The organism is Micromonospora zhanjiangensis (genome assembly GCF_042650605.1).
GTDB lineage: Bacteria > Actinomycetota > Actinomycetes > Mycobacteriales > Micromonosporaceae > Micromonospora_J > Micromonospora_J zhanjiangensis.
This window is the reverse complement of the sequence record NZ_JBHSBN010000008.1, coordinates 59,863-85,455: the sequence shown is the minus strand read 5'-3', so window position 1 is coordinate 85,455 and position 25,593 is coordinate 59,863. Positions and strand designations below refer to the sequence as shown.

At 72.4% G+C, this 25,593-nt stretch carries 19 protein-coding genes; 7 read left to right on the top strand and 12 right to left on the bottom strand.

Going from position 1 to position 25,593, the window contains the following annotated elements:
- Positions 1–12: 12 nt before the first annotated feature.
- The gene (locus ACFOX0_RS14130; RefSeq protein ID WP_377545587.1) at positions 13–342 is read left to right on the top strand and encodes a hypothetical protein; all 330 of its coding nucleotides are present in this window, start codon (positions 13–15) and stop codon (positions 340–342) included.
- Between the two features lie 132 nt (positions 343–474).
- A complete protein-coding gene (locus tag ACFOX0_RS14125) occupies positions 475–840 on the top strand; it encodes a hypothetical protein (protein WP_377545586.1) in 366 nt (121 codons plus the stop codon).
- 91 nt (positions 841–931) lie between these two features.
- Here ACFOX0_RS14125 and ACFOX0_RS14120 read toward each other — a convergent pair whose 3' ends face one another.
- Positions 932–2,719 carry a glycoside hydrolase family 6 protein gene (locus ACFOX0_RS14120; protein ID WP_377545584.1) on the bottom strand — a complete coding sequence of 596 codons (1,788 nt, stop codon included), beginning with the start codon at positions 2,717–2,719 and terminating at the stop codon, positions 932–934.
- Positions 2,720–3,003: 284 nt separating this feature from the next.
- Positions 3,004–3,741, bottom strand: coding sequence for a hypothetical protein (locus ACFOX0_RS14115; protein WP_377545582.1), 738 nt, complete (start codon positions 3,739–3,741; stop codon positions 3,004–3,006).
- Positions 3,742–4,184: 443 nt separating this feature from the next.
- On the opposite strand from ACFOX0_RS14115, the gene ACFOX0_RS14110 reads away from it, so the two are divergent.
- A complete protein-coding gene (locus ACFOX0_RS14110; protein ID WP_377545580.1) occupies positions 4,185–6,221 on the top strand; it encodes a hypothetical protein in 2,037 nt (678 codons plus the stop codon).
- Between the two features lie 10 nt (positions 6,222–6,231).
- Positions 6,232–6,978 (top strand): class F sortase, encoded by a 747-nt coding sequence (locus ACFOX0_RS14105; protein WP_449288858.1) that lies wholly within the window; start codon positions 6,232–6,234, stop codon positions 6,976–6,978.
- Positions 6,979–7,047: 69 nt separating this feature from the next.
- Here the strand turns inward: ACFOX0_RS14105 and ACFOX0_RS14100 are convergent, their stop codons facing one another.
- The gene (locus ACFOX0_RS14100) at positions 7,048–12,084 is read right to left on the bottom strand and encodes an NAD-glutamate dehydrogenase (RefSeq protein ID WP_377545576.1); all 5,037 of its coding nucleotides are present in this window, start codon (positions 12,082–12,084) and stop codon (positions 7,048–7,050) included.
- 261 nt (positions 12,085–12,345) lie between these two features.
- On the opposite strand from ACFOX0_RS14100, the gene ACFOX0_RS14095 reads away from it, so the two are divergent.
- Positions 12,346–14,343, top strand: a complete 1,998-nt coding sequence (locus ACFOX0_RS14095; RefSeq protein WP_377545574.1) for a penicillin-binding transpeptidase domain-containing protein — start codon at positions 12,346–12,348, stop codon at positions 14,341–14,343.
- Positions 14,344–14,363: 20 nt separating this feature from the next.
- Here the strand turns inward: ACFOX0_RS14095 and ACFOX0_RS14090 are convergent, their stop codons facing one another.
- From ACFOX0_RS14090 to ACFOX0_RS14055, 8 genes are all read right to left on the bottom strand, one after another.
- Positions 14,364–15,620, bottom strand: coding sequence for an arginase family protein (locus ACFOX0_RS14090; protein WP_377545572.1), 1,257 nt, complete (start codon positions 15,618–15,620; stop codon positions 14,364–14,366).
- Positions 15,621–15,695: 75 nt separating this feature from the next.
- Positions 15,696–16,640: a tetratricopeptide repeat protein gene (locus ACFOX0_RS14085; protein WP_377545570.1), complete on the bottom strand. Its 945-nt coding sequence runs from the start codon at positions 16,638–16,640 to the stop codon at positions 15,696–15,698.
- Positions 16,641–16,746: 106 nt separating this feature from the next.
- Positions 16,747–17,460 (bottom strand): anti-sigma factor family protein, encoded by a 714-nt coding sequence (locus ACFOX0_RS14080; RefSeq protein WP_377545568.1) that lies wholly within the window; start codon positions 17,458–17,460, stop codon positions 16,747–16,749.
- On the bottom strand, positions 17,457–17,960 hold the full coding sequence (locus ACFOX0_RS14075) for a sigma-70 family RNA polymerase sigma factor (RefSeq protein WP_377545916.1): 504 nt from the start codon (positions 17,958–17,960) through the stop codon (positions 17,457–17,459). Before ACFOX0_RS14075 ends, ACFOX0_RS14080 begins: the two co-directional genes overlap by 4 nt.
- A 181-nt stretch (positions 17,961–18,141) precedes the next feature.
- Positions 18,142–19,830, bottom strand: a complete 1,689-nt coding sequence (locus ACFOX0_RS14070) for an acyl-CoA mutase large subunit family protein (protein WP_377545566.1) — start codon at positions 19,828–19,830, stop codon at positions 18,142–18,144.
- Positions 19,831–19,926: 96 nt separating this feature from the next.
- Positions 19,927–20,346, bottom strand: a complete 420-nt coding sequence (locus tag ACFOX0_RS14065) for an Asp23/Gls24 family envelope stress response protein (RefSeq protein ID WP_377545565.1) — start codon at positions 20,344–20,346, stop codon at positions 19,927–19,929.
- Positions 20,347–20,536: 190 nt separating this feature from the next.
- On the bottom strand, positions 20,537–21,472 hold the full coding sequence (gene meaB, locus ACFOX0_RS14060; protein WP_377545914.1) for a methylmalonyl Co-A mutase-associated GTPase MeaB: 936 nt from the start codon (positions 21,470–21,472) through the stop codon (positions 20,537–20,539).
- A gap of 53 nt (positions 21,473–21,525) precedes the next feature.
- Positions 21,526–22,710 carry an acetyl-CoA C-acetyltransferase gene (locus ACFOX0_RS14055; RefSeq protein WP_377545564.1) on the bottom strand — a complete coding sequence of 395 codons (1,185 nt, stop codon included), beginning with the start codon at positions 22,708–22,710 and terminating at the stop codon, positions 21,526–21,528.
- A 62-nt stretch (positions 22,711–22,772) separates the two neighbouring features.
- On the opposite strand from ACFOX0_RS14055, the gene mce reads away from it, so the two are divergent.
- Positions 22,773–23,243, top strand: a complete 471-nt coding sequence (gene mce / locus ACFOX0_RS14050; RefSeq protein ID WP_377545563.1) for a methylmalonyl-CoA epimerase — start codon at positions 22,773–22,775, stop codon at positions 23,241–23,243.
- A 123-nt stretch (positions 23,244–23,366) separates the two neighbouring features.
- On the opposite strand, the gene ACFOX0_RS14045 is transcribed toward mce, so the two are convergent.
- Positions 23,367–24,272, bottom strand: a complete 906-nt coding sequence (locus ACFOX0_RS14045; protein WP_377545561.1) for a hypothetical protein — start codon at positions 24,270–24,272, stop codon at positions 23,367–23,369.
- Between the two features lie 154 nt (positions 24,273–24,426).
- Between ACFOX0_RS14045 and ACFOX0_RS14040 the strand changes: the two genes are divergently transcribed.
- Complete coding sequence (locus ACFOX0_RS14040) at positions 24,427–25,410, top strand: TIGR03621 family F420-dependent LLM class oxidoreductase (RefSeq protein ID WP_377545560.1); 984 nt, start codon at positions 24,427–24,429, stop codon at positions 25,408–25,410.
- Positions 25,411–25,593: the final 183 nt, after the last annotated feature.

The following is a 25,593-nucleotide window of genomic DNA, read 5'->3' as shown; positions in this document are numbered from 1 at the left end:
GGGAGTTCCGCGATGACTGACCACACCTCCGAACCAAACGACCCGCAGGTCGACGAGACCGAGCGGGAACAGCGCACGTCCTCCGCCGCGGCCCGGCTGTTCGACATCCGCCGGGTGATCGGTGGCCTCTTCCTGGCGTACGGGCTGATCGTCACCGTTGTCGGCCTCCTCGACGGGCAGAGCGAGCTCGACAAGGCGCAGGGCGTACGGATCAACCTGTGGGCCGGGCTCGGAATGCTCGCCCTCGGGCTGTTCTTCCTCGTCTCCCAGTGGCTGCGACCGGCGCAGGCCCCGGAGGGCAGCCCGGACGCCGACCGGCCGGCCCGGGACGGGGACTCCTGACCCGGGTACCCAGAGACCCCGGCTCGCGGCCGCCACCGTCACCGACGGTGGCGGCCGCGGTCGCATGGGGCCGCCGATCCTGGGTACGTGGACTGGTGGCCGTAATCAACCGGACAGAAGGGCGGAGAGCCGATGACGGCACGTGATCGGAACAGCGGGCGCCCGCTGGAGGAGTCGCCCGAGGTGCGGTCGGCGGTGCGGGACGAGAGCACGGTGCCTCAACTGGCCACCGACGGCGGCGCCGACCCGGACACGCCCACCTTCACGGCACCGGGCGAGAAACCGACGGACCGGTCCGACACGGAGGACCTGCTCGGCGACCCGTACGGTGCCGGCTCGAACAACGCCGCCGGCTACCGGACCGGGGCCGAGCAGCCGTGGGAGGCCGAGGACCTGGCGAAGGCCCGTGGCCAGGACCCGACGCCGACCAACGTCGAGCGGGCCCGTCACGACCTCGACGAGGATGGCCGGGCGGCGGTGGAACGCACCGTCCCCTGAGCCCGACCGGGCATCCGACGAGACGCCCCCCGTCCGCCGCCTGTCGGCGGGAACGGGGGGCGTCTGCGTTGTCCTGCTGGTCCCTACCGGATCAGAGCGCCGGGTAGGCGTTCGCCATCAGCTGGCGGAACTGGGCGGAGAACCAGGCACCGGAGATCGGCGCGTCGGGCATCGCGCCACTCATGTTGTTGCCGTTGCGGGCGTTGCCGGTGTACGTCGGGTCGCACATCCGGTCGAAGCCCTTGCCCTCGTTGTTCGGGATCTCCTTGCTGGAACCGTCCGACTCACCCGGCGGCTTCACCCAGACGTACGCGTCGATGCCGCTGGCCGGGGCCGCCTTGGGCCGCTCGCCGAGGCCGGCGCCGTTCTGGTTGCACCAGTTGCCGGCGTGCAGCCGACGGTCGATCCGGCCACCGTCCACGTAGGCGTCCACGCTGGTCGACGGGCCAGGGCCGGTGGGCCGGGCCGAGCCGCCCCAACCGTTGCGCGAGGTGTCGATCAGCATGCCGATGTCCGAGCGGAAGCCGACCGAGACCAGCTTCTGCCGGAACGCCTGGGCGAACGACAGCTCGTCGACGTACTGGTTCCAGTCGATCCACTTGGACTGCCGCACGGTCTGCCCGTTCACCGAGTCGGTGACCTTGATGTACGGCTCGGTCAGCGCCGAGTAGTTCGCCGTGTTGGTGATGAAGCCGGCCACGTTGTTCACGGTGCTGCCGGAGGCCACGGCGGCCGCCTTGAGCTGGTCGGCGACCGGGCCGAAGTTGCTGTCCCAGCCGATCCAGCCGTGGTGCGCGGCGTCGATGTAGTTGTAGACGTTGCCGATCGCGCCCAGCTTGGCCAGCGCGTAGCCGACGCCGTTGACGTAGGCGCCGTTGGCCTTCACGGTGTCGCACATCACCGTGCCGCCCGCGTTGCCCGAGGTGTTGGTCACCAGGTTGGGCAGCGAGTCGATCTCGATGATGTTGACGATCCGCAGGTTGCGGTACTTCGCGTCGCCCTGGATCGCGGCGATCGGGTCGATGTACTCCGACTTGTAGCGGGGCAGCTCGTCCGGCCCGAGTTCGCCGTTGGAGGCCAGCGCCGAGCAGTCCCGGCCGGGCAGGTTGTAGATGACGAACTGGATGTAGCCGGCCCCCTGGGCAACTGCCGCGTCCAGGTGGTCGCGCACTCCCATCGCACCGTTGGAGCTGCTGTTCGGGGTGCCGTTGATGGCGGCGATCCGGTCGATCCACACCGCGGTCGGGTTGTTGGAGACCCGGTTACCGCCCGGCTCGGCGTCCGCCTTGGCCTTCCACTCCGGGTTCACGTAGCCCTTGGCCCCGGCGTACGGGTTGTCGACCCGGGTGCCCGCCGGCGGCGTGGTCGGGTTACCCGTGGGTCCTCCGGTCGGGCTGCTGGTCGGGTTGCCGGTGGGGCCACCCGTCGGGCCACCCGTGGTGGGGGTGGTGCCGCCGGTGCAGGTCACGCCGTTGAGGGTGAACGAGGTCGGCTTGGGGTTGCTGCCGCTCCACGCCCCGTTGAAGCCGATGTTGGTGGAGGCGCCGGTGCCCAGCGAGCCGTTGTAGGACAGGCTCTTCGCGGTCACCTGCTGGCCGGTCTGGGTGAACGTGGCAGACCAGCCCTGCTGCACCTTCTGGCTGGAGTTGGGGAACGTCCAGCCGAGGGTCCAGTTGCTCAGCGAGTCGCCGAGGTTCTTGATGGTGATGCTGGCGGTGAACCCGCCGGCCCAGTCGTTGGTCGTGTAGGCGACGTCGCAGCCGGCGGCCGCTTGTGCCATGGACGCGGGGACGGTGACCAGACCGCCGACGAGCAGCGCACTCGCGCCCGCCAGCGCGGTCGCCTTGCGGCGGCCGGTCAGCCTGTTCCACACACTCATTGCCACTGATCTCCTTGGGCAGGCCGGCGTCCCGGGATGCGGGGACGGCCGGATAAAGGGGGTGGTGGGGGTCGACGCCGTCCGGAGGATCCCGGTTGCCCTCGGCGTCCGTGGTACTGGTGCGGCTCGCGCTGCGGGAATTGTTACATGGGAGCGCTTCCATGACAACACCGCAACAATGACGAAACTCTATGCGCCGGGGCGCCCACCTGCCACAAGTCCGGACGAAAAAGCCCGGGCCGGGCCCCCACCGGGGGCCCGGCCCGGGCCGGGATCTTCGTCGCTCACTGGTTCCACAACTGCCGGACGAGGTCGGCCGCCTGCCGCTCCCACTGGGCGTAGGCGAACGGATACGCCGACACCTGCACGGTCTGCGCCGCGTCGGTCAGCGGCATGTTCTGCCAACCGTTGACCCGCTTGAGCCCCTCGAAGAAGGCCGACGAGGCGTACTGCGGATCGGTCACCTGGTCGGGCGAGCCCCAACCCGTGGACGGCCGCTGCTGGAACAGGCCGAGCGAGTCGTGGTCGTTGAGGTAGCCCAGGTGGCCGAAGTTGTTCAGCTTCGACTCCTGCAGGGCGGTGGCCACGCCGATCACCGCACCCCGTTCGCCGACACCCGCCCGCTTCGCGGTCCGCACGATGGTCCGGGCGTTGTCCACCTGCTCGGGCGAGAGCCGCACGCTGGACTGGGCGCCCTGGGTGCCGTACGGGATGAGGTCGGCCATCGACGGCGTCGGCGCGACGTCCGCGGCCGGGGCCGGGGCGGCCGACGACGTCCCCTTGCCCGGCTTCGGCGCCGCATTCGGCTCCACCGCCGTGGCACCCGGGGTGGCGGCCGGGGCGGCCGTGGTCGCCGCGGCGCCGGCGGCGACCTGGCCGCCGGCCAGCGCCGCGGCGGCGGTCAGGCCGGTCGCGGCCAGCAGCGCCTTGCGCTGGGTGGGCACCCGGGAGGCCCGGACCAGCACGTGACTGGGGAAGGTACGCGCGATGGCCGGAAGCCATCGATTGAAGGCCGTCTTCACGATGGTTGCCTTTCGGTCGGGGGCATACGGGTGGGTCCAACGACGGCGTCGCATCCGACATTCCGGATTTGCGGCTTCGGCCGACCGGCGGACGCCTCGGGCGACCCAGGGGTCCGGTCACCCGATCGGGAAACGGGCCCGACCACCCGATCCGGTGAATCGCGGATGTTGTCGGCGAAACCGGAAAGTCGGATCTCCACCAGGCTGAGCGACGCGGCCGAACCGAGAAAGGCCCGAAGGCGCCAGCCGGTGCCTTCGCCGGTGATCGCGGTCTACGGGGGCGGTAGGCGGCAGAAGCCGAGATAGCACAAAGAACCCGCCTAGTCCGGCAATGGAGAAATCTTCGGATTATTACGGACGAAAGCCATCAACCCGGCTAGCGTCGGTGCTGGTTCGGCTCCCGCCGGGCCCGACAGACAACCAGCCGAAGGGTGACTCACGTCATGTCCAAGAAGTTCCTCGGCAAGATGATCGCCGGCGCCGCGCTGGGCGGCGCCTCCCTCCTCGTGTTTGCCCCCGGCGCCGCCTTGGCGGACGGGGGACCGCACCACCAAGGGCAAGAGGGCGCGATCTTCACCAAGCCGAAGGCCGTCAAACCCGGCCACGAGGCAGCCATCTACCAGATCTGCGACGACCCGCAGGAGCACGCGACCGCGTGGTCCGAGGTCACCGGCAAGGTCAAGCTGAAGCCGAAGAAGGACGACTACCGCGACTACCGCAAGTCCGACCGGGGCGACCGGGGCGACGAGGACCGCGGCGACAAGGACCGCAGCGACAAGGACCGCGGCGACGAGGGCCGGACCCCGCAGTGGTTCGGTGGGTCGATGGGCCAGCCGCTGGAGGGCTACGACCTGGGCGGGACCGCCGCCAGCTCCGGCCTGACCGACCCGGCCCCGGGCGGCGAGGGCAAGAAGGACGAAAAGGGGAAGGACGACTCCAAGAAGCACGAGAAGGACAAGAAGCACGAGAAGGGAAAGAAGGACGAGAAGGGGAGGGACGACTCCAAGAAGCACGAGAAGTCGGACGAGGAGGAGTCGACCAGCGCCCAGGACGAGGAGATGGGCGCCTGGAAGAACAAGAAGGACCACGAATCCGACGAGGAGTTGGGTCGCTGGGAGAACAAGAAGGACCACGAGGCCGACGAGGAGGAGTCGCCCGAGCACGGTGACCACCGGGGTGGTCACAGCTGGGGCGGCCACGAGAGTGCGGGCGAGAACAGCGGGGTTCACGACCACGGCTGGCACGGCCCGCAGGGCGGATCCCAGGGCGGACCGCAGGGCGGATCCCAGGGCGGACCGCAGGGCGGATCCCAGGGCGGACCGCAGGGCGGATCCCAGGGCGGACCGCAGGGCGGACCGCAGGGCGGACCGCAGGGCGGACCGCAGGGCGGACCGCAGGGCGGACCGCAAGGTGGACCGCAGGGCGGCGCACCCGGTGCTCCCGGCGGAACCCAGGGCACCGCACCGGGCGCCCCCGGCGGAACCCAAGGCACCGCACCCGGTGCTCCCGGCGGAACCCAGGGCACCGCACCGGGCGCCCCCGGCGGAACCCAGGGCACCGCACCGGGCGCCCCCGGCGGAACCCAGGGCGGACCGCAGCTCGACTCGTCCATCAGCCAATTCCTGAGCGAGCAGTCGGACCGCAGCTTGCGGCTGTGGACCGGCGCCGAGCAGGAGGAGGGCTGGGCGCAGCGCGCCGCGGGCGGAACCCAGGGCACCGCACCCGGTGCTCCCGGCGGAACCCAGGGCACCGCACCGGGCGCTCCCGGCGGAACCCAAGGCACCGCACCGGGCGCCCCCGGCGGAACCCAAGGCACCGCACCGGGCGCCCCCGGCGGAACCCAAGGCACCGCACCGGGCGCCCCCGGCGGAACCCAAGGCACCGCACCGGGCGCCCCCGGCGGAACCCAAGGCACCGCACCCGGTGCTCCCGGCGGAACCCAAGGCACCGCACCGGGCGCCCCCGGCGGAACCCAAGGCACCGCACCGGGCGCCCCCGGCGGAACCCAAGGCACCGCACCGGGCGCTGGCGGAACCCAGGGCGGACCGCAGGGCGGCCGCGGCGAGCAGGGTGACTGGGGCGGTCGCGGCGAGCAGGGCGGCCGCGGCGAGCACGGTGACTGGGGCGGTCGCGGCGAGCAGGGCGGCCGCGGCGAGCACGGTGACTGGGGCGGTCGCGGCGAGCAGGGCGGCCGCGGCGAGCACGGTGACGAGGGTGACCAGGGCCGCGAGCACAAGTTCGTGTACTGGGCCACGGTCGAGATCTCGGACGACGCCGAGCCCGGGCACTACGAGCTCAAGGGCTCGTGCGCCGAGGGTGAACTGATCGTCGCGCCCAGCGGCTCGGTCGACGGCGGCGACGGCGGCGGTTCGGGCAGCAGCACCGGCCTCGCTGCGGGCGGTGTCGGAATGCTCGGGGCGGCCGCGCTCGGCGGCATCGTCCTGATGCGTCGACGCCGTAACGATGGCGCCGCGCTCTGACGCGGCGACGATGACAGCCGGCGGGCGTCGCGGGAGACCGTGGCGTACCGCCGGCTTCGTCTTCGTCGCGCTGCTGGCCCTGATCGGCGCCGGCCTGCTCCGCGTCGGGGTACGGGAGGACCCGCCCCGGCCACCACAACCGGCCGCCGGGGCGGCACCCACGAACCTGCCCGGCGCCGGACCGACCGACGGCGACGCGGCGGACCGCTCCGCGGACGGTGCCGGGGATGAGGACGACGGCGACGGGACCCGGTCGGAGGCGCCCGGGCCGGATCAGAACTCGGTACCGGCCGATCCGCTGCCCCGGTCGGTCCCGACCACCGTCGCCATCCCGAAGATCGGGGTGCAGGCGCAGGTCATCGGGTTGGGGGTGCAGGCCGACGGCACCCTGGAGGTGCCCCCGCTGGAACGGGCCGAGCTCACCGGCTGGTACCGGGCCGGACCCAGCCCGGGCGAGACCGGCAACGCCGTCGTCGTCGGGCACGTGGATTCGCACGTCAGCGGGCCGGCGGTCTTCTTCCGCCTCGGTGAACTCATGCCCGGCGACGTGGTGCGAATCGGCCGGGCGGACGGCACCGTCGCCACCTTCCGGGTGGACGGGGTGAAGTCGTACCCGAAGACAAACTTCCCGACCGACCTCGTCTACGGGTCGTCCGACCGGCCCGGCCTGCGCCTGATCACCTGCGGCGGCGACTTCAACCGGCGGACCGGCTCGTACGACGACAACGTCGTCGTCTTCGCCACGCTCACCGGGTGACCGCGCCACCCGCGCGGAACGACACCACCCGGCCGGGTAGCCCCCGACCGGGTGGTGTCGTCGACTCCGTCAGCTCGCGGCGGAGGTGCGGACCAGGGTACGGATCTGCCGCAGCAACACCGACAGGGCCGCCAGATCGGCGCGGGACTCGTCGAACTCGCCCATCGCCCGCTGGGTACGACTGATCGAGGTCGCGTTCGACTCCTCCCACTGCTGCACCCGCTCCTGCGGCGGCAACGACCCGGACGTCGAGCTGAGCACCTCCGTGGTGAGCGCGGCCAGCGCGGCGTACAGGTCGTAGCGCAGCGCCATCCGGGCCAGGGTCTGCCACCGGTCCTCCCGCGGCAGCAGCGAGATCTTGGACAGCAGCGAGTCGACCCGGAACCGGTCGGAGAGCACGAAGTAGACCGAGGCCACCTCGCCGACGTCCCGCCCGGTGACGGCCGCCGCCTCCACGACGTCGAGCAAACCGAAGCTGTACATCAACCGGGTGGACCGCTCGGCCAACTCCCGGGGCAGGCCCTGCTCGGTTAGTTGCTCGACGTGCGCCTCCAGCCGCTCCCGCTCGCTGCCGAAGAAGAGCTGGTCGAGGTCGGGCAGCAACCGGGCCACGCCGTCGCGCAGCCGGCGGATCTCGCCCGGCACGTCGATCGGCGACCGTCGGTTGGTGACCAGCCAGCGCACCGCGCGGTCGAGCAGCCGACGCGAGTCCAGGTAGACGGCCGTCTGCAGCTCGGTGGGCACCTTGTTGTCCAGGGCCGCGACGTCGTCCCACAGCCGGCCGATGCCGAACACGTCACGGACCACCACGTAGGCCCGGATCACGTCCGCCGGGCTCGCCCCGCTCTCCTCGACCACCCGGTAGATGAACGAGATGCCGCCCCGGTTGACCGCCTCGTTGACCAGCACGGTGGTGACGATGTCCCGGCGCAGCCGGTGCGCCGACATCAGCTCCGCGTACCGCTCGCGCAGCGGGGTCGGGAAGTAGTGGACCAGGACGTCGTCGGTCCACTCCTCGTCCGCGATGCCGTCGGCGACGATCTCCCGTTCCAGGCCCATCTTCACGTACGACAGCAGCACCGCGAACTCGGGCAGGGTGAGGCCCGCGTCGGTACGGGTGGCCAGTTCCTCGTCCGGTGGCAGCGCCTCCAGCTCCCGGTTGAGCTGCCCGGAGCGTTCCAGGTCGCTGATCATCCGGCGGTGCACCGGCAGCAACGACGCCGCCTGGGCGGCCGCGTTGCCCAGCGCCCGGGCCTGGTCGTAGTTGTCCCGCAGGACCAGCTCGGCGACCTCGTCGGTCATCTCGGCCAGCAACGCGTCCCGTTCGGGCAGGGTCAGTTCACCCTCGGCGACCGCCCGGCCCAGCAGGATCTTGATGTTGACCTCGTGGTCGGAGCAGTCCACGCCGGCCGCGTTGTCGATGAAGTCGGTGTATATCCGGCCGTCGGTCTGGGCGTACTCGATCCGGCCGACCTGGGTGAAGCCCAGGTTGCCGCCCTCGCCGACCACCCTGGCCCGCAGGTCCCGGCCGTCCACCCGGATCGCGTCGTTGGACTTGTCGCCCACCGCCGTGTTCGCCTCGCTGGACGCCTTGACGTAGGTGCCGATGCCGCCGTTCCAGAACAGGTCCACCGGCGCGGTCAGGATCGCCTTCATCAGCTCCTGCGGCGACAGCGTGCCGACATCGTCGGCCAGGCCGAGCACCGTACGCACCTGCGGCGAGACCGGGATCGACTTCGCCGTACGTGGGAAGACGCCGCCGCCTTCGGAGATCAGCTCGGCGTTGTAGTCGGCCCACGACGAACGCGGCAGGTCGAACAGCCGGCGCCGTTCCGCGTAGGACGTCGCGGCGTCCGGATCCGGGTCCAGGAAGATGTGCCGGTGGTCGAAGGCGGCCACCAGCCGGATGTGCTCGGACAGCAGCATCCCGTTGCCGAACACGTCGCCGGACATGTCACCGACCCCGACCACGGTGAAGTCCTGCGTCTGGGTGTCGTGGCCCAGGTCCCGGAAGTGCCGCTTGACCGACTCCCAGGCGCCGCGGGCGGTGATGCCCATCTTCTTGTGGTCGTAACCGGCCGAACCGCCGGACGCGAACGCGTCACCCAGCCAGAAGTTCTTCGAGTTGGAGATCTCGTTGGCGATGTCGGAGAAGGTGGCGGTGCCCTTGTCCGCGGCGACCACCAGATAGGGGTCGTCGCCGTCGTGCCGCACCACGTCCTGCGGCGGCACGATCTGCCCGTCGACGATGTTGTCGGTGACGTCCATCAACGCCGAGACGAACTCCTGGTAGCAGACCACCGCCTCGTCCCGGTCGCCCGGCTTCTGCTTCAGCACGAAGCCACCCTTGGCACCGACCGGCACGATCACCGAGTTCTTCACCATCTGGGCCTTGACCAGGCCGAGCACCTCGGTACGGAAGTCCTCCCGCCGGTCGGACCAGCGCAACCCGCCCCGGGCCACCGGCCCGAACCGCAGGTGCACGCCCTCGAACCGGGGCGAGTACACGAACATCTCGTACATCGGACGCGGCGCCGGCAGCTCCGGCACCGCCTGCGGATCCAGCTTGAGCGCCACGTACGGCTTCGGCCGGCCGTCCGCCCGCCGCTGGTAGAAGCTGGTCCGCAGGGTGGCCTGGATCAGCGTGAGGTAGGAGCGCAGGATCCGGTCCTGGTCCATGCTGGACACGTCGTCGAGCTGCTCGTTGATCCGGTCGACCAGCTCCTTGCCCCGCAGGTCGCGCTCCTGCGTGGACAGTTGCAGGGTCGGCGAGAACCGGGTCTCGAAGAGCTCCACCAGCAACGCGGCGATGCCGGGGTACGCGATGAAGGTGGACTCCATGTAGTCCTGCGAGAACACCGTGCCGGCCTGCCGCAGGTACTTCGCATACGCCCGCAGCACCACCACCTGCCGCCAGGTCAGCCCGCCCCAGAGCACCAGCTCGTTGAAGCCGTCCACCTCGGCCTCGCCGCGCCAGGTCGCCGAGAAGGCGTTCTCCACGTGCGGGCGTACCTCGGCCAACTCCCGGACGCCGGCGGGCAGTTGCAGCCCGAAGTCGTACAGGTAGATCCGGCCGTCGATCCGATCCACCTCGTACGGGTGCTCGTCCACCACCCGGACACCGAGCGAGTGCAGCACCGGCAGCACCGCGGACAGGATCATCGGCTCGCCGTACCGGTAGACCTTGAACCGGACGTCCTCGGCGTCCGGCAGCTGCGGGTACTGCTTGCGGAACAGGTGCATCTCCAGCTGGCCGGGCTCCTCCAGCAGCTCCAGCTTGGCCAGGTCCTTCATCGCCTCGTACGGCGTGTGCCCGTCCTTGTAGCCTTCCGGGAACGCGTCGGCGTACCGGGTGAACAGGTGCTTGGCCTGCTCGTCGCCGAGCTTGCGCTCCAGCACCAGCCGGTAGTCGTCGTCCCACAGCCGGGTCGCGTCGGCCAGCTGCTCGGCAAGCACGTCCGCGTCCACCTCGCCGGGCGGCCGGGTCGGGTCGGTCCGGACGATGAAGTGCACCCGGGCCAGCATCGACTCGGTCACCCGGGTGGTGTAGTCGACGCCCACGCCGTTCAGCTCACGCAGCAGGATCTCCTGCATGCGCAGCCGGTTCTGGGTGGTGAACCGGTCCCGGGGCAGGTAGATCAGGCAGGAGATGAACCGACCGTAGCCGTCCCGGCGCAGGAACAGCCGCAGCTGCCGACGGCCGGCCATCCGCAGCACGCCGATGACCGCGTGGTAGAGGTCGTCGGTCTTGATCTGGAACAGCTCGTCCCGCGGGTAGGTCTCCAGGATCTGCAGCAGGTCCTTGCCGGAGTGGCTGCGCGGGCTCAACCCGGACCGGTCCAGCACCTCGGCCACCTTGCGGCGGACCACCGGCAACTCCCGCACGCTGGTCCGGTACGCGGCGGTGGAGAACAGCCCGAGGAAGCGGCGTTCGCCCACCACCTCACCGGCCTCGTCGAAGATCTTGAAACCGATGTAGTCCAGGTAGGCCGACCGGTGCACGGTGGCCCGCGAGTTGGCCTTTGTGATGATCAACAGCCGCTTCTCCAGCACCTTCTGGTGCGCCTCCGGGGTCAGCGAGGAGAGCGCCCGGGGGGTGGTGGAGTCCTGCCGCAGGATGCCCAGACCGGTGCCGAGCACCGCTTCGAGGGCCTTCTCACCGGGCTCGCCCTCGACGTCGACCAGTCGGTACTCGCGGTAGCCGAGGAAGGTGAAGTGCTCGTGCGCCAACCAGCGCAGCAGCTCCACCGAGTCGGTGATGTCCTTCTCCGGCACCGGCGGCCGGGCCGGCGACGTCCGCGCGGCGGACAGTTCGTCGGCCAGCGCCAGCGCCCGCTGGCGCATCTTCGGCCAGTCCTCGACGGCCTCCCGCACGTCGGTGAGCACCCGCTGCAGTTCCTTGCGCAGCCGGTCCCGGCCGGCCGGGTCGCGGACCGGGTCGATCTCCACCCGGATCCAGCTCTCCACCAGGTCACCGGCGATGGCGTCGTCCGGCTCGACGTCGGCGGCCACCTCGGTCAGCCGGCCGAGCGGCTCCCGGCGGACCACCACCAGCGGGTGGACCAGCATGTGCACGTCGAGGTGCTGCGCGGTGAGCAGGGCGGTGACCGAGTCGACCAGGAACGGCATGTCGTCCGTGACGATCTCGATCACCGTGTGCTGCTGTTCCGGCGCCGGCTCGTGGATCCGCAGCTTCAACTCGCCGGGCACCCGCTGCTGGGCCAGCTCCCGGTGGTCCTGCGCGGCGGCCAGCATCTCCTCGGCGGTGAACCCGATCAGTTCCTCGTCCGGCGCGAACCGCCAGAACCGGTCGACCAGGGTGGCCGCGTCGTGATCCTCGCCGGCCAGCGCGACGGCCTGGGCCACCAGCCGTTCCGCGTTCGGAACCGGCTCGTCCAGGTCGGACTCCTCGACGTCGTCGGCCAGCGCCTCCGGCGGCAGGCCGAGATCGTAGAGGGTGTCGACGCTGGCGCCGGCCACTCCGGTCACGCCGCTGTCGAGCCGGGCCCCGGCGTCGTCGTCGGCCGCCGAGTCGAAGTCGTCATCTCGGCCGGTTTCCACCTGCCGGAGATCGGGTTCCGGTTTGATCGCCGGACGCCGGTCCATGGGTGCCACTCCCCTCGACCCACCACGTTGTGGGTCACTCGCCGCTCAGCCTATGCCCTCCCGTTCGGCGCCCTGATCGGTGGATCATCGGTTGGGCGTCCGGATCCGGACTCTGGCCGTTCACCCGTTTGTGCCAGGCCGCTGCGCCTGGCCATGAGTACCCCCGTTGCCCTGTTCATCACACGTGCCGGCGGCGCTGTTGTGAGCTGGGCCACGGGGTGACGGAACATCTCGATGGCTGGGACGTACTACGGTCGTAGGGTGCTCCGCCCCCTTTCCTCCGGCATATCCGGATCGACCGCCACGGCCCGGCGGCGGCCGACCGGCGGGCGGGCCCGGTCGGCGCTCGCGGCGGTGGCCGCGGTCGCGCTGGCCGGCGGGACGCTGACCGCCTGCTCCGGTGGCGACGGCCCGGACCGGACCGTCGACGCGTTCCTGAGCGGTTGGCGCGACGGCCGGCTGGACCCGCTCGGATTCGTCGACACGGGCGGGCGGAAGATTCCGGCGAAGGACGTCGCCGAACAGCTCAAACAGCTCTCCGGTGACCTCGCCGCGAGCAAGCCGGAGCTGCGTCGCGACGGTGCCGCGAAGGAGGCGAACGGCATCGCCACCGCGACCGTGACGGTGGACTGGCCGCTGCCCGGCGGGCAACGCTGGAGCTATCCGACCACGGTCCGGTTGAAGAAGGGCGCCGACGACGCCTGGCAGGTGATCTGGGACCCGAGCGTCGTACAGGAGAAGCTGACCAGCGGCGAACAGCTCGCGGTGACCCGGCGCAACGCGCCCCGGGCGGCGGTCCTGGACGGCGCCGGGCAGCCCCTGGTCACCGCCCGACCGGTGGTCCTGGTCGGGGTGCAGCCGGATCAGGTGACCGACCCGGTGGGCCTGACGAAGCAGCTCGACGCGGCGTTCCGGGCGGTCCGGCCGGCGTTCACCCCACCGATCGACGTGTCCGACCTGTCGGAACGGATCAGGACCGGCAAGCCCGGCTCGTTCGTCGAGGTGCTGACCCTGCGCCGGGAGGCGTACCTCCAGATCAAGTCCAAGATCTACGACCTGCCGGGCACCAGGTTCCAGGAGCAACAGCGGGACCTGGCACCGACCCGCCAGTTCGCCCGGGCGTTGCTGGGCTCGGTCGACCCGGTGCAGAAGCAGGACATCGACGCCGATCCGGCCCGGTACGGGCTCGGCGACCTGGTCGGCCACGGCGGCCTGGCCGGCCGGTACGACCAGCAACTACGCGGCACCGCCGGAGCCAGCGTGATCATCACCCGGCGGAACCCGGACGGGGTGGTGGAACCGACCGGCGAGGAGGTGTTCCGGGTGGAGCCGAAGCCGGGCTCCCCCGTTCGGACCACGCTGGACGTCAGGACCCAGAACGCCGCCGACGCCGCCCTGGCCGGCGACGCCGCACATCGGACCGCCCTGGTGGCGGTGCGGATCAGCGACGGCGCCGTGCTGGCCGCAGCGAACGGCCCGGCCGGCGCCGCCGAGAACCTGGCCTTCACCGCCCAGGTCCCGCCGGGCTCGACCTTCAAGATGGTCAGCGCCCTCGGCCTGCTGGACCGCGGCGCGGTCACCGCGGACACCCCGGTCGCCTGCCCGAAGACGTTCGCCGTACCGGGCCGGCCGCCGGTGAAGAACTCCGACTTCTTCGAACTCGGCAGCGTCCCGTTCCGGGTGGACTTCGCCAGGTCCTGCAACACCGCCTTCGCCGCGCTCGCTCCCAGACTGGGCGCGGACGGACTGGCCGCCGCCGGCCGTGACCTCGGTCTGGAAGGAAAGTGGGAGCTGGGCGTCGAGGCGTTCACCGGCAAGGTCTCCACCGGCGGCTCCCCCGCCGAGCAGGCCGCCGCCACCTTCGGCCAGGGCACCACCGTGGTCAGCCCGCTGGCCATGGCCGCCGCCACCGCCGCCGTCGCCCGTGGCCGGTTCCAGCAGCCCAGGCTGGTCGACCCGCCACCGGCGCCGCCGGTCGCGGCCGGCCCGGAACTCAAGCCGACGTCCGTCGGCCCGCTGCGGGCCATGATGCGCGCGGTCGTCACCAGCGGTACGGCCACCGCGCTGGCCGACGTACCGGGCGGCCCGGTCAGCGGCAAGACCGGCACCGCCGAGTACGACGACAACCCGGCCCACACGCACACCTGGTTCGTCGGCTGGCAGGGCGACGTGGCGTTCGCCGTCTTCGTCGAGAAGGGTGGCTCCGCGACCACCACCGCCGTCCCGATCAGCGAGAAGTTCCTCCGCGCCCTGCGCTGACCCCTACCACCCCACGGGCGTCAGGCGATCTCGGCGGAGGGGGTGGTGGCCGGTGGGGGGTGCGGGGGGTTGCCCGGTTCAGGAGTCGCGGCGCGGCGCAGGCGGCCGGGTCCGGCGGACGGCGGCGGCCCCACCGGTTCCGGTTCCCGGGGTGCCGGCACGACGACCTCCGGCACGACGACCTCCGGCACGACGGTGTCCGGTCCGGCACCGTTGCGCGAAGCCAGGCCGCCCGTGGTGCGGTCGCCGGGCTCCTCCCGGGTGGCCAGGCCGCCGATCCGGGCCGGGCTCCGGCGGGCCGGTTCGTCGTCGGGGCGGACGGCCGGGCCCGGACGGGCCGCGGCGAGCCGGTCGAGCGGGCTCCCCGGGGCGTGCAGCGGCGACAGGCCGGCCTCCAGGGTGCCGACGATCTCGGCCGCGTACGCGCCGTCCAGGTCGTAGTCCGGGTCGAAGACGGTGATCTCGACGCCCAGGCAGTGCGGGGTGTCCACCAGGCCGGACAGCAGCAGTTCCAGCTCCGGGAAGGCGATGCCGCCCGGGTCCGGCGCGTCGACGGCCGGCATCACCGCCGGGTCGAGCACGTCGACGTCGACGTGCACCCAGTAGCCGGCGCAGTCGACCAACTCGTCCCGGGCCCACTGGGCGGACCGGGCCGCGCCCTCGGCGCGCAGTTGCGGCACCGGGCGGTGCACGATGCCGGCGGCCTGCAGGTCGAGGCGATACTCGTCCTGCGACCGGATGCCGAGCACCACCACGTCGACGTCCCGGAAATACGGTCGGCGGCCCTCGATGGCGGCCAGGTCGGCCTGCCCGCGACCGGTCACCAGGGCCAGGTCCTCCCCCGCGGCGGCGCCGACGTAGGAGGCGTTGCCGGGGTGCCGGAAGTCGGAGTGCCCGTCGACGAAGACCAGGCCGATCCGGCCGCCGACCGCCTCGCCGAGCCGGTGCATGGCCAGCGCCGAGCCGAGCAGGATCGAGCAGTCCCCGCCCAGCACCACCGGGAACTCGCCCTGGTCGATGATCGCGCCGATCCGGTCGGCCAGCGCCACCGAGTACGCCCCGATCTCCGCCGCGTGGCAGACCCCGTCACCGGGGCGCCAGTCGCCCGGGTCGTACCGGGGAGGGGTGAGACAGCCCGCGTCCCGGGCGGCGAGCCGGGCGATCAGGTCCTGGTCGCGCAGCGCGCCCGGGGCCTTGCCGCAGCCCGGCACGGAGGTGGCGGTCGGCGGACGCAGGCCGAGGTTGGAGGGCGCGTCCAGGACGGCGATGCGGCGCATGGTGAGGGCTCCGTCCTGGTCGCGACCTTCGTTGTCCCCGTTACCCGTAATCTTCCGGCAGACCGGCCAGTTTCGTCAGAACAGCGCGCTGGCCAGGGCGCGACGTGCGCTGGCCACCGCCGGATCGTCCGGCCCGGCGATGGTGAACAGCGACACCAGGTGCTGCCGGACGGTCTCCCGGTCGTCGCCGGTGGTGCGCCGGACCAGCCCGACCAGCCGGGCGTACGCCTGCTCGGCGTTGCCGCCGAGCACCTCGACGTCGGCGGCCAGCAGTTGGGCCCGGACGTCGTCCGGGTCGGCCTCGGCGGCGGCGAGTGCCGCCTCCGGGTCGGCGCCGATCACCCGGCGGGCCAGCGAAACCTGCGCGAGGCCGGCCTCGGCGGCCGAGTCGGCCGGCGACTCGGCGAGGATCTTCCGGTACGCCTGCTCCGCGGTGTCCAGGTCGCCGACCATCAACGCCTCGTCGGCCTCGCTCAGCCGCGGGTCCTCCGCCGGCTGCACCGCCACCCCGCCGGCCTTGAGCACGGCGTCGATCCACTGCCGCAGCTGGGCCTCGGGCACCACGCCGGAGAACGCGTCCACCGGCTGCCCGCCGATCACCGCGTAGACCATCGGGATGCCCTGCACCCGGAACATCTGCGCGATCCGCGGGCTGGTCTGCACGTCCACCCTGGCCAGCACCCACGCGCCGGCACCCTCGGCGGCGAGCCGCTCCAGCACCGGGGAGAGCTGGTCGCCGCCCTCGTAACCGGCGGCCCAGAAGTAGAGGACGACCGGGGTCGTCAGGGACCGCTCCAGCACCTCCGACTGGAGGGTCGTCTCGGTGACGTCGATCACGGCGACCCCGCCGCCCCCACCACCCGCCGCGCCGGGTGTGCCGCCCGGTCCGGCCGGCTGGCTCGGCGGGCCGGCCGGGGTGCCGGTCGCGGGTCGGGAAGGGGACGGTGCGGCGCTACGCAGCGCGCCGAGGTCTACCGCGCCGCGGGTGAAGATCGACGGGTTGATCCGTGGGTCGCTCATGGTTGTCTAGTCTCGCACGTGCGGACACGTTCTCCGTCGAACCGTGGTCGCGGCGAACGTCACCGCGGCGGGCCCGGTCAGCAGCGACCGGACGCCCGGTGGCGGGTCACCGCGACAGTCTCGCCGTGGCGAAGACCCGCCCGGTCACGTTGCGCACCTCGACGGCGGTGACGTCGTCCGGGGCGACCACCACGCTGCCGTCCAGGTGCACGCCCTCGGCCGCGCCCCGCTTCGACACGATCCAGCCGGCGGCCGACTGCCGAGTGCCGTCCCGGGTGACCACGACCAGCCGGCAGTTCTCACCGGCCGGGATGCCCTCGACCGAGGCGCTGACCCGTACCCAACCGGCGAAGGGCGCGACCGCCGCGGTCAGCCGGGTGCCGGTGTCCGCGTCGACGACCCGGCCGGTGCGGGTGCCCGCCGGGGTGGTCGCGGCACCGGCCGACGGGGCCACCGCCTGCGGTGTCCCGCCGGGCACCGACCGTCGCCCGACCGTCAGGCCGGCTCCCACCGCGCCGGCCAGCAGGACCACCGCGGCGGCGGCCACCAGCGCCCGCCGTCGTCGGGTGGACGCGGTGGTCTCGGCGCGCATCCGGCGCAGGGTCCGGGCCAGCACCAGGTCGGCGTCCGGCGGGCCCTGGATCAACGCCTCCGGCGGCAGGTCCCCGAGTACGTCCCGTACCTGCTCCAAATCCGCCACCTCCGACCGGCAGGGCCGGCAGCCGACCAGATGCTCCTCGACGGCGTGCCGTTCGGCCCGGTCGAGGGCGTCCATCACGTACGCGCCGAGCAGCTGCGGGTGGTGCGCCGCGGTCCTCAACCCGCCACCTCCTCCAGGACGGCCGGCTGCCCGACGAGCAGCCGACGGAGATTGCGCATCGCGCCATGGGTACGGGACTTGACCGTCCCGGGTGGGATGCCGAGCCGCTCGGCGGTCTCGTTGACCGTGCGGCCGCCGTAGTAGATCTCGACGAGCACCCGGCGCTGGTCCTCGGGCAGCCGGTTCAGCGCGTCGAGGGCAACCATCGAGTCGACCACGCTGTCCGCGTGGTCCCGTTCGGCGGGGGCCGCCAGGGGCGCCTCAGGCACCTCGTGCGGCCGGGAGGCCCGGGCCCGCGCCGAGTCGGTCATGATGTTGCGGGCCACGGTGAACAACCAGCCCCGGATCGACCCGGTGGCCTCGCTGAGCGAGTCCGCGTTGCGCCAGGCGCGCAGCAGGGTCTCCTGCAGGACGTCCTCGGCGGCGGTGCGGTCGCCGGTGACCCGGGTCGCGTAGCCGAGCAGCGCGCTGCCGTGTTGCTCGTACAGGGTCCGCACCAACGCCTCGCCGCTGGACGTCTGCCGTAGCCGACCTCGCCGCATCAGCAATCCTCCGACCGTTCCGCGCCCGCCCGGACGCTGGTCATGTCGTTGGAGGTACGCACGAACCGGCCGACCGGTTCGACCGGGGCGGGGACGAACGGCTCCGGCGCCCCGCGGTGCGGGGCGCCGGAGCGGCCGGTCAGAACCGGGCGGGCTCCCGGTAGACGCCCCACTCGCCGCGCAGCGCGTCGCAGATCTCGCCCAGGGTGGCCTCCGCGCGGACCGCGTCCAGCATCGCGGGGATCATGTTCTCCCCGGTACGGCTGGCCGCGACCATCCGCTCGATGGCGGCCTTCACGGCGGCGTCGTCCCGGCCGGCCTTGCGCTCGGCGAGCAGCCGCTTCTGCTCGATCTCCACCTCGTGCGAGATGCGCAGGATCTCGAGTTCCTTGGCCACCGTGCCGGTGTGACAGTTCACGCCGACGATCTTCTTGTCACCCTTTTCCAGGGCCTGCTGGTAGACGAACGCCGACTCGGCGATCTGGCCGGTGAACCAGCCGTCCTCGATGCCGCGCAGGATGCCGGAGGTCATCGGGCCGATCTGGTGCGGCCCGTCGCCGCCGAGCTGCCGGATCCGGGCGAAGATCTCCTCGGCCTCCGCCTCGATCTTGTCGGTGAGCGCCTCGACGTACCAGGAACCGCCCAGCGGGTCGGCCACGTTGGTCACCCCGGTCTCCTCCATCAGCACCTGCTGGGTACGCAGGGCGATCTCGGCGGAGGAGTCGGTGGGCAGGGCGAGGGTCTCGTCCAGGGCGTTGGTGTGCAGTGAGTTGGTGCCGCCGAGCACCGCGGCGAGCGCCTCGACCGCCGTGCGGACCACGTTGTTGACCGGCTGCTGGGCGGTCAGCGACACCCCGGCGGTCTGGGTGTGGAAGCGCAGCCAGAGCGCCCGCTCGTCGGTGGCGCCGTAGACGTCGCGCAGCCAGCGGGCCCAGATCCGGCGGGCGGCCCGGAACTTGGCGATCTCCTCAAAGAAGTCGACGTGCGAGTCGAAGAAGAAGCTGAGGCCGGGGGCGAAGACGTTCACGTCCAGGCCCCGGGACAGGCCGAGTTCCACGTACCCGAAGCCGTCGGCCAGCGTGTAGGCCAACTCCTGCGCGGCGGTGGAACCGGCCTCCCGGATGTGGTAGCCGGAGACCGACAGCGGCTTGTACCGCGGGATCTCCCGGGCGCAGTACTCCATCAGGTCACCGATCAGGCGCAGGTGCGGCTCGGGTTCGAACAGCCACTCCTTCTGCGCGATGTACTCCTTGAAGATGTCGGTCTGCAGCGTCCCGTCCAGCGTGGCGAGGTCGGCGCCCTGCCGCTCGGCGGCGACCAGGTACATGCAGAACACCGGCACCGCCGGGCCGGAGATGGTCATCGAGGTGGTGACCCCGGCCAGGTCGATCCCGTCGAACAGCGCCTGCATGTCGACGGCGGAGTCGATGGCGACCCCGCAGTGGCCGACCTCGCCGAGCGCCTGCGGGTCGTCGGAGTCCCGACCCATCAGGGTGGGCATGTCGAAGGCCACCGAGAGCCCGCCACCGCCGGCGCCCAGGATCATCTTGTAGCGCTCGTTGGTCTGCCGGGCGTTGCCGAACCCGGCGAACTGCCGGATGGTCCAGGTCCGCCCGCGGTAGCCGGTCGGGTACAACCCCCGGGTGTACGGGAACTCGCCCGGCCAGCCGATCCGGTCGAAGCCGGGGTGGTCGGTGCCCTCGGGCGGACCGTAGACGGGGTCGACCGGCAGCCCCGACAGCGTGGTGAAGTCGGCGTCCCGCTTGCGCGCGGCGTCGTACCGGGCCTGCCAGCGTGCGCGGCCCGCAGCGATCTCGTCGGCGTTCATCCGGGGGGCTCCTCCTCGAGTCCTCGACTGTCCGTCGAGTCTAAGCCGCCCGCCTGAACGATCGCTAAGTCACCTCGAACCGGCCGGTAACTCCGGTCAGGTCGACGGCATCAGCGGGCCGCCGAGCGCGACGTCGTCGACCCGGATGTTGATCTCGTCGACCCGCAGCCCGTACGCCTCGACGGCCGAGGTCACCGCCGCCCGGACCGCCTCGGTCACCTCGGGCACCGGCCGGCCGCCGTCGATCACGATGACCAGGTTGATCAGAGCTGCTCCGTTGGTGACGTGCGCCGAACAACCCCGCCGCGCGTCACCGACCTGGTCCAGGCCGACCCGGTCCAGCACCGCGTTGAAGAACCTGGCCACGTCGCCGCCGAGTTCCGCCACGCCGGGCACGGACCTCGCGGCGGCCACCGCGATCTTCTCCACCACCTCGTCGGCGACCTGCGTCGTGCCACCGGCCACCAGGTTCGGCGTCGCTGACAGCTCCTGGGTCGCGTGCGCGTCGTCCACCATCTCGTCTCCACCACCGTCGAACCGTCCCACGGATCCGTGAGGCCGCTGCGAGCGTACTAGTCGCGGCCGGTCCGCAGTGGACCGCGATCGGCGCGGGCCCTCGCCTGCCGCGCCTCGGCCCGGGTCGGATCTGGGACGGGGCACGGCCGATGTCCTCGTCCGGAGTCGGCTGCCCGGACTGTGCGGCTGGCTAGGAGCGCAGTTGCGCCAGGAGTTCATCGGCGGCCGCGTACGGGTCGAGCGCCCCGTCGGCCACCCGGGCGGCGAGCGCCGGCAGCTGCGTACCGTCGCGGAGCGAGCCCATCCGGTCGCGCAGCACGCCCAGCGCGATCGCCTCGACCTCGGCGGCGGCCCGGGCCTCCCGGCGGCGGCGCAGCTCGTCGTGTTCGGTCAGCCAGCCGCGATGCTTGTCGATCGCGGCGACGATGTCGTCGATCCCCTCGCCCCGGGCGGCGATCGCGCGGACCACCTGCGGCCGCCATTGCCCGGGGCCCCGGTCGCCGAGCGCGATCATGCCCTGGATGTCCCGGACCGTGGCGTCCGCGCCGTCGCGGTCCGCCTTGTTCACCACGAAGACGTCGGCGATCTCCAGGATGCCGGCCTTGACCGCCTGGATGGCGTCGCCCATGCCCGGGGCCAGCAGCACCAGCGTGGTGTCCGCCAGCGACGCGACCTCCACCTCGGCCTGGCCGACCCCGACGGTCTCCACCAGCACCACGTCGCAGCCGGCGCCCTCCAGCACCCGGACCGCCTGCGGGGTGGCCGCGGCCAGCCCGCCCAGGTGGCCGCGGCTGGACATCGACCGGATGAAGACGCCCGGGTCGGTGGCGTGGTCCTGCATCCGGACCCGGTCGCCGAGAATGGCGCCGCCGGTGAACGGGCTGGACGGGTCGACGGCCAGCACACCGACCCGGTGCCCGCGGGCCCGCAGCGCGCGGACCAGCTCGTTCGTGGTGGTCGACTTGCCGACGCCCGGCGACCCGGTCAGGCCGACCACCTGCGCCTGGCCGGTGTACGGCGCGAGGGCCGCCGCGACCCGCGGCAGCGCCTCGTCGCCCGACTCGACCAGGGTGATCAGCCGGGCCACCGCCCGCGGGTCACCCTGGCGCGCCCGGTCGACCAACATCGGTACGTCCCGGCTGCGCCGGACGCCACCGGCCGGTCGGTCCACCACCGCGCTCACGCCCCGGGTACGTGAAGGATCAACGCGTCGCCCTGTCCGCCGCCACCGCACAGCGCCGCCGCGCCGGTGCCGCCGCCGCGCCGCTTGAGTTCCAGGGCGAGGGTGAGCACCAGCCGGGCGCCGGACATCCCGATCGGGTGGCCCAGCGCGATCGCCCCGCCGTTGACGTTGACGATTCCCGGGTCGACCCCGAGTTCGCGGGTGGACTGGATGCCGACCTGGGCGAACGCCTCGTTGATCTCGATCAGGTCGAGGTCGGCGACGGTCAGGCCATCCTTGCGCAGGGCGTGCGCGATGGCGTTGGCCGGCTGCGCGTGCAGCGAGTTGTCCGGACCGGCCACGTTGCCGTGCGCGCCGATCTCGGCCAGCCAGGTGAGCCCCAGTTCGGTGGCCTTGGCCTTACTCATCACCACCACCGCGCAGGCGCCGTCCGAGATCGGCGACGAGCTGGCGGCGGTGATCGTGCCGTCCTTGGCGAACGCCGGGCGCAGCTTGGCCAGCGACTCGGCGGTGGTGTCCGGCCGGATGCCCTCGTCCTCGGTGATCACCACCGGGTCACCCTTGCGCTGCGGGATCGACACCGGGACGATCTCCTCGCCGAACGCGCCGTTCTTCTGGGCGGCGGCGGCCCGCTGGTGGCTGGCCGCGGCGAAGGCGTCCTGATCGGCCCGGGAGATCCCGTACCGGGTGTTGTGCCGCTCGGTGGAGGCGCCCATCGCGTCCTGGTCCCAGGCGTCGGTCAGCCCGTCCAGCGCCATGTGGTCCTTGATCACCACATCGCCGTACTTGTAGCCGGCCCGCTGGCCGAGCAGCAGGTGCGGGGCGTTGGTCATCGACTCCATGCCACCGGCCACCACGATGTCGAACTCGCCGGCCCGGATCAGCTGGTCGGCCAGCGCGATGGCGTCCAGGCCGGAGAGGCAGACCTTGTTGATCGTCAGCGCCGGTACGGACATCGGGATGCCCGCCTCGACGGCCGCCTGCCGGGCCGGGATCTGCCCCGCGCCGGCCTGCAGCACCTGGCCCATGATCACGTACTGGACCTGGTCGGGTCGCACCCCGGCCCGCTCCAGGGCGCCCGCGATGGCCACCCCGCCGAGCTTGGTCGCCGGCAGGTCCTTGAGGTTGCCCAGCAGGCGACCCATCGGGGTCCGCGCGCCACTGACGATCACCGAAGCCATGACTCTCGCCTCCGAGGGGTGCCGGCGGTGTTCCTTAACGACTGTTCGGTCAGACTAGCGCCATGGCTGACAACTCCCCCGCCGAGCCCGCTGCGGACTACGTCACAGACATCGGGCTGCTCCGGATCGACCACGTCGGCATCGCGGTCGCCGACCTGGACGCGGCGATCGACTTCTACGGTCGCACCTTCGGCATGCGCTGCGTGCACACCGAGACCAACTCCGAACAGGGCGTCCGGGAAGCGATGCTGGCCGTGGGACCGACCACCGAGGGTGGCTGCCTGCAACTGCTGGCCCCGCTCACGCCGGAGTCCACCATCGGGAAGTTCCTCGACCGCAACGGCCCGGGGGTGCAGCAGGTGGCGTACACGGTGGCCGACGTCGACGCGGCCTGCGCCGCGCTGCGGGCCAGGGGTCTGCGGCTGCTCTACGACCAGCCACGCCGGGGCACCGCCGACTCCCGGATCAACTTCGTCCACCCCAAGGACGCCGGCGGCGTCCTGGTCGAACTGGTCGAGCCGGCCCGCTCCTGAGACCGACCCGGCGGCCCGGCGCGGCCCGGCTCGACCCGGCGGCCCGGCTCGACCCGGCGGCACGGGCCCAGCGACGCGGGCCCAGCGGCACGGGCCCAGCGGCACGGGCCCAGCGACGCGGGCTCAGCTCGGACTCAGCGGCATGGGCTCAGCGGTCCGGCGGGTGTGCGCGGCGACGAGGTCGGCGGGGAGCGGGCTCAGGTCGGCGGCGGACCGGAAGTCGCCGAGGGTGGTGCCGGTGCACTCCGAGTCGACGTTGCGGGCGCCCCGCCCCCGCTCGACGTCCCGCCGGTCGACCACCCGGAAGTCGATCGAGAACCGGGTCCGGCCGGAGGTGTTCGGCACGGTGCTGTGCAACTGCGCCCCGGAGAAGATCAGTACGCCACCGGGTGGCGTGATCACCCGCAGGTCCGGCACGGTGTCCAACTCCTCCTCCAGGCGCGGCTGCTTACGGGTCTCCACCTCGACCTGCCGCGCCGCGGCGACGCGTCCGTTCGCCACCCACTCGGCGTAGTCGTAGTCCCGGGAGCTGTTGCGCACCCCGGCGTCGAAGTACCGCGGGTGGAAGGCCATCACGTTGGCCTCCGCCACCTCGTACACCGGGAGCCAGAAGTTGAGCTGACACATCGGCGCGGCGAACCAGGTGTCCCGGTGCGCCGCGAACTGCAGGGTCAACCCGGCGTTGAGGTAGTCGCTGGTCATGGTGCGCAGGCGCGGTACGTCGAAGTAGCTGTGCGCCGGATCGAGGCCCAGGTCGGCGAGCACCCCGCGGACCAGATCCTTGCTGCGCGGGTGGTTGATGAACGCCGGCTTGAGCCCGGCGAGCACCTCGACGTAGCCGGTGGCGCCCAGGTGGTGCTGGGCGTCCGGCGGGAAGTGCGGGGCGAACGCGAACTCGGCCATCTCCCGGGCGAACGCCGCCAGCGCCAGCGAGTTCGGCGTCGGGCCGTGGACGAACAGATCGCCCGCGTACAGCCGGCGCCGCCGCTCGTCGTCGGGCAGGGGCGAGTCGACGTACACCACCGTCACGATGACCTCCGGTGACGAGATCCGTACTTTCGGTGGTCACCGTACGACCGGCGCCCGCGCTCGCGGAAGCGCCCACCCCGCGACCCCGCCCCATGTCGCGAATCCGACTTGACCGTACGGGTCGGATGACTGGTCGCGGACCCTGGACACACCCGTGGCCACCCCGCCGACCAGGGAGTACGCCATCAACCGACCGCGTCCGTTCCGGTTCACCACCTCGATGCCTCCGTTGACCCGGCCGGCCCGGCGGTGGCGGGACGAGATCCGCCGGATCGAGGAGTTGGGGTTCAGCTCCGTCTCGGTCTCCGACCATCTCACCGGCGGGTGGGCCATGGACCCGCTGGTGGCCATGACGGTGGCGGCCGAGGCGACCAGCCGGCTGCGGGTGCTGAGCCTGGTGCTCTGCAACGACTTCCGGCACCCGGTGGCGCTGCACCGGGCGCTGGCCAACCTGGACGTCTTCTCCGGCGGCCGGGTCGAGTTCGGCCTGGGTGCCGGCTGGCTGCGCGACGACCACGACGCCGCCGGCCTGCGGTTCGACCCGGCCGGGGTACGGATCGACCGGCTCGCCGAGTCGATCGGGATCATCCTGGACCTGTTCGGCGGCAAGCCGGTCAGCCGCACCGGCCGGTACTACCGGGTGACCGACCTGGTCGGGCTGCCCGAGCCGGCGCAACGCCCGCACCCGCCGCTGCTGGTCGGCGGCGGCGGCCGGCGGATCCTGGAACTGGCCGGCCGGACGGCCGACATCGTCGGGGTCAATCCCCGGCTCGCCCCCGGGCGGGACCCGCTCTCGGCGGCCGCCGAGCTGAGCGCCGACCGGCTGGACGAGCAGCTCGCCTGGGCCCGCGCCGCCGCCCGGGGCGCCGGGCGCGATCCCGCGACGATGGAGTTCCAGCTGCGGATGTTCGACGTCCGGGTGACCCACCGCGGCGTCGAGCAGCGCTGTACGTCCAGCCACGCCGCGCTGGTCCCGGCCGAGGCGCTGGCGGACTCCCCGGTGGCGCTGCGCGGCGACGTCGAGGAGTGCGTCGACCGGCTGCTGGCCCTGCGCGACCGGTTCGGGATCAACTATCTCCACCTCGGCTCGAACCTGGCCGCCGCGGCACCGATCGTCGACCGGCTGGCCGGCCGGTAGCCGGCCGACCCGTCCCGCGGGCCCGGCACGAGCCGGCGATCAGCCGGTTCCGCGGTCCCTGACCCCCATCGCCCCGGGGGGACGCCGGCCGGTCATGATGGACCGACCGGGCGGGCGCACCGGTACGACCGGTGCGCCCCGACCGCATTTCGCATTCGACCGGCCACCCGAACGGCGGCACCG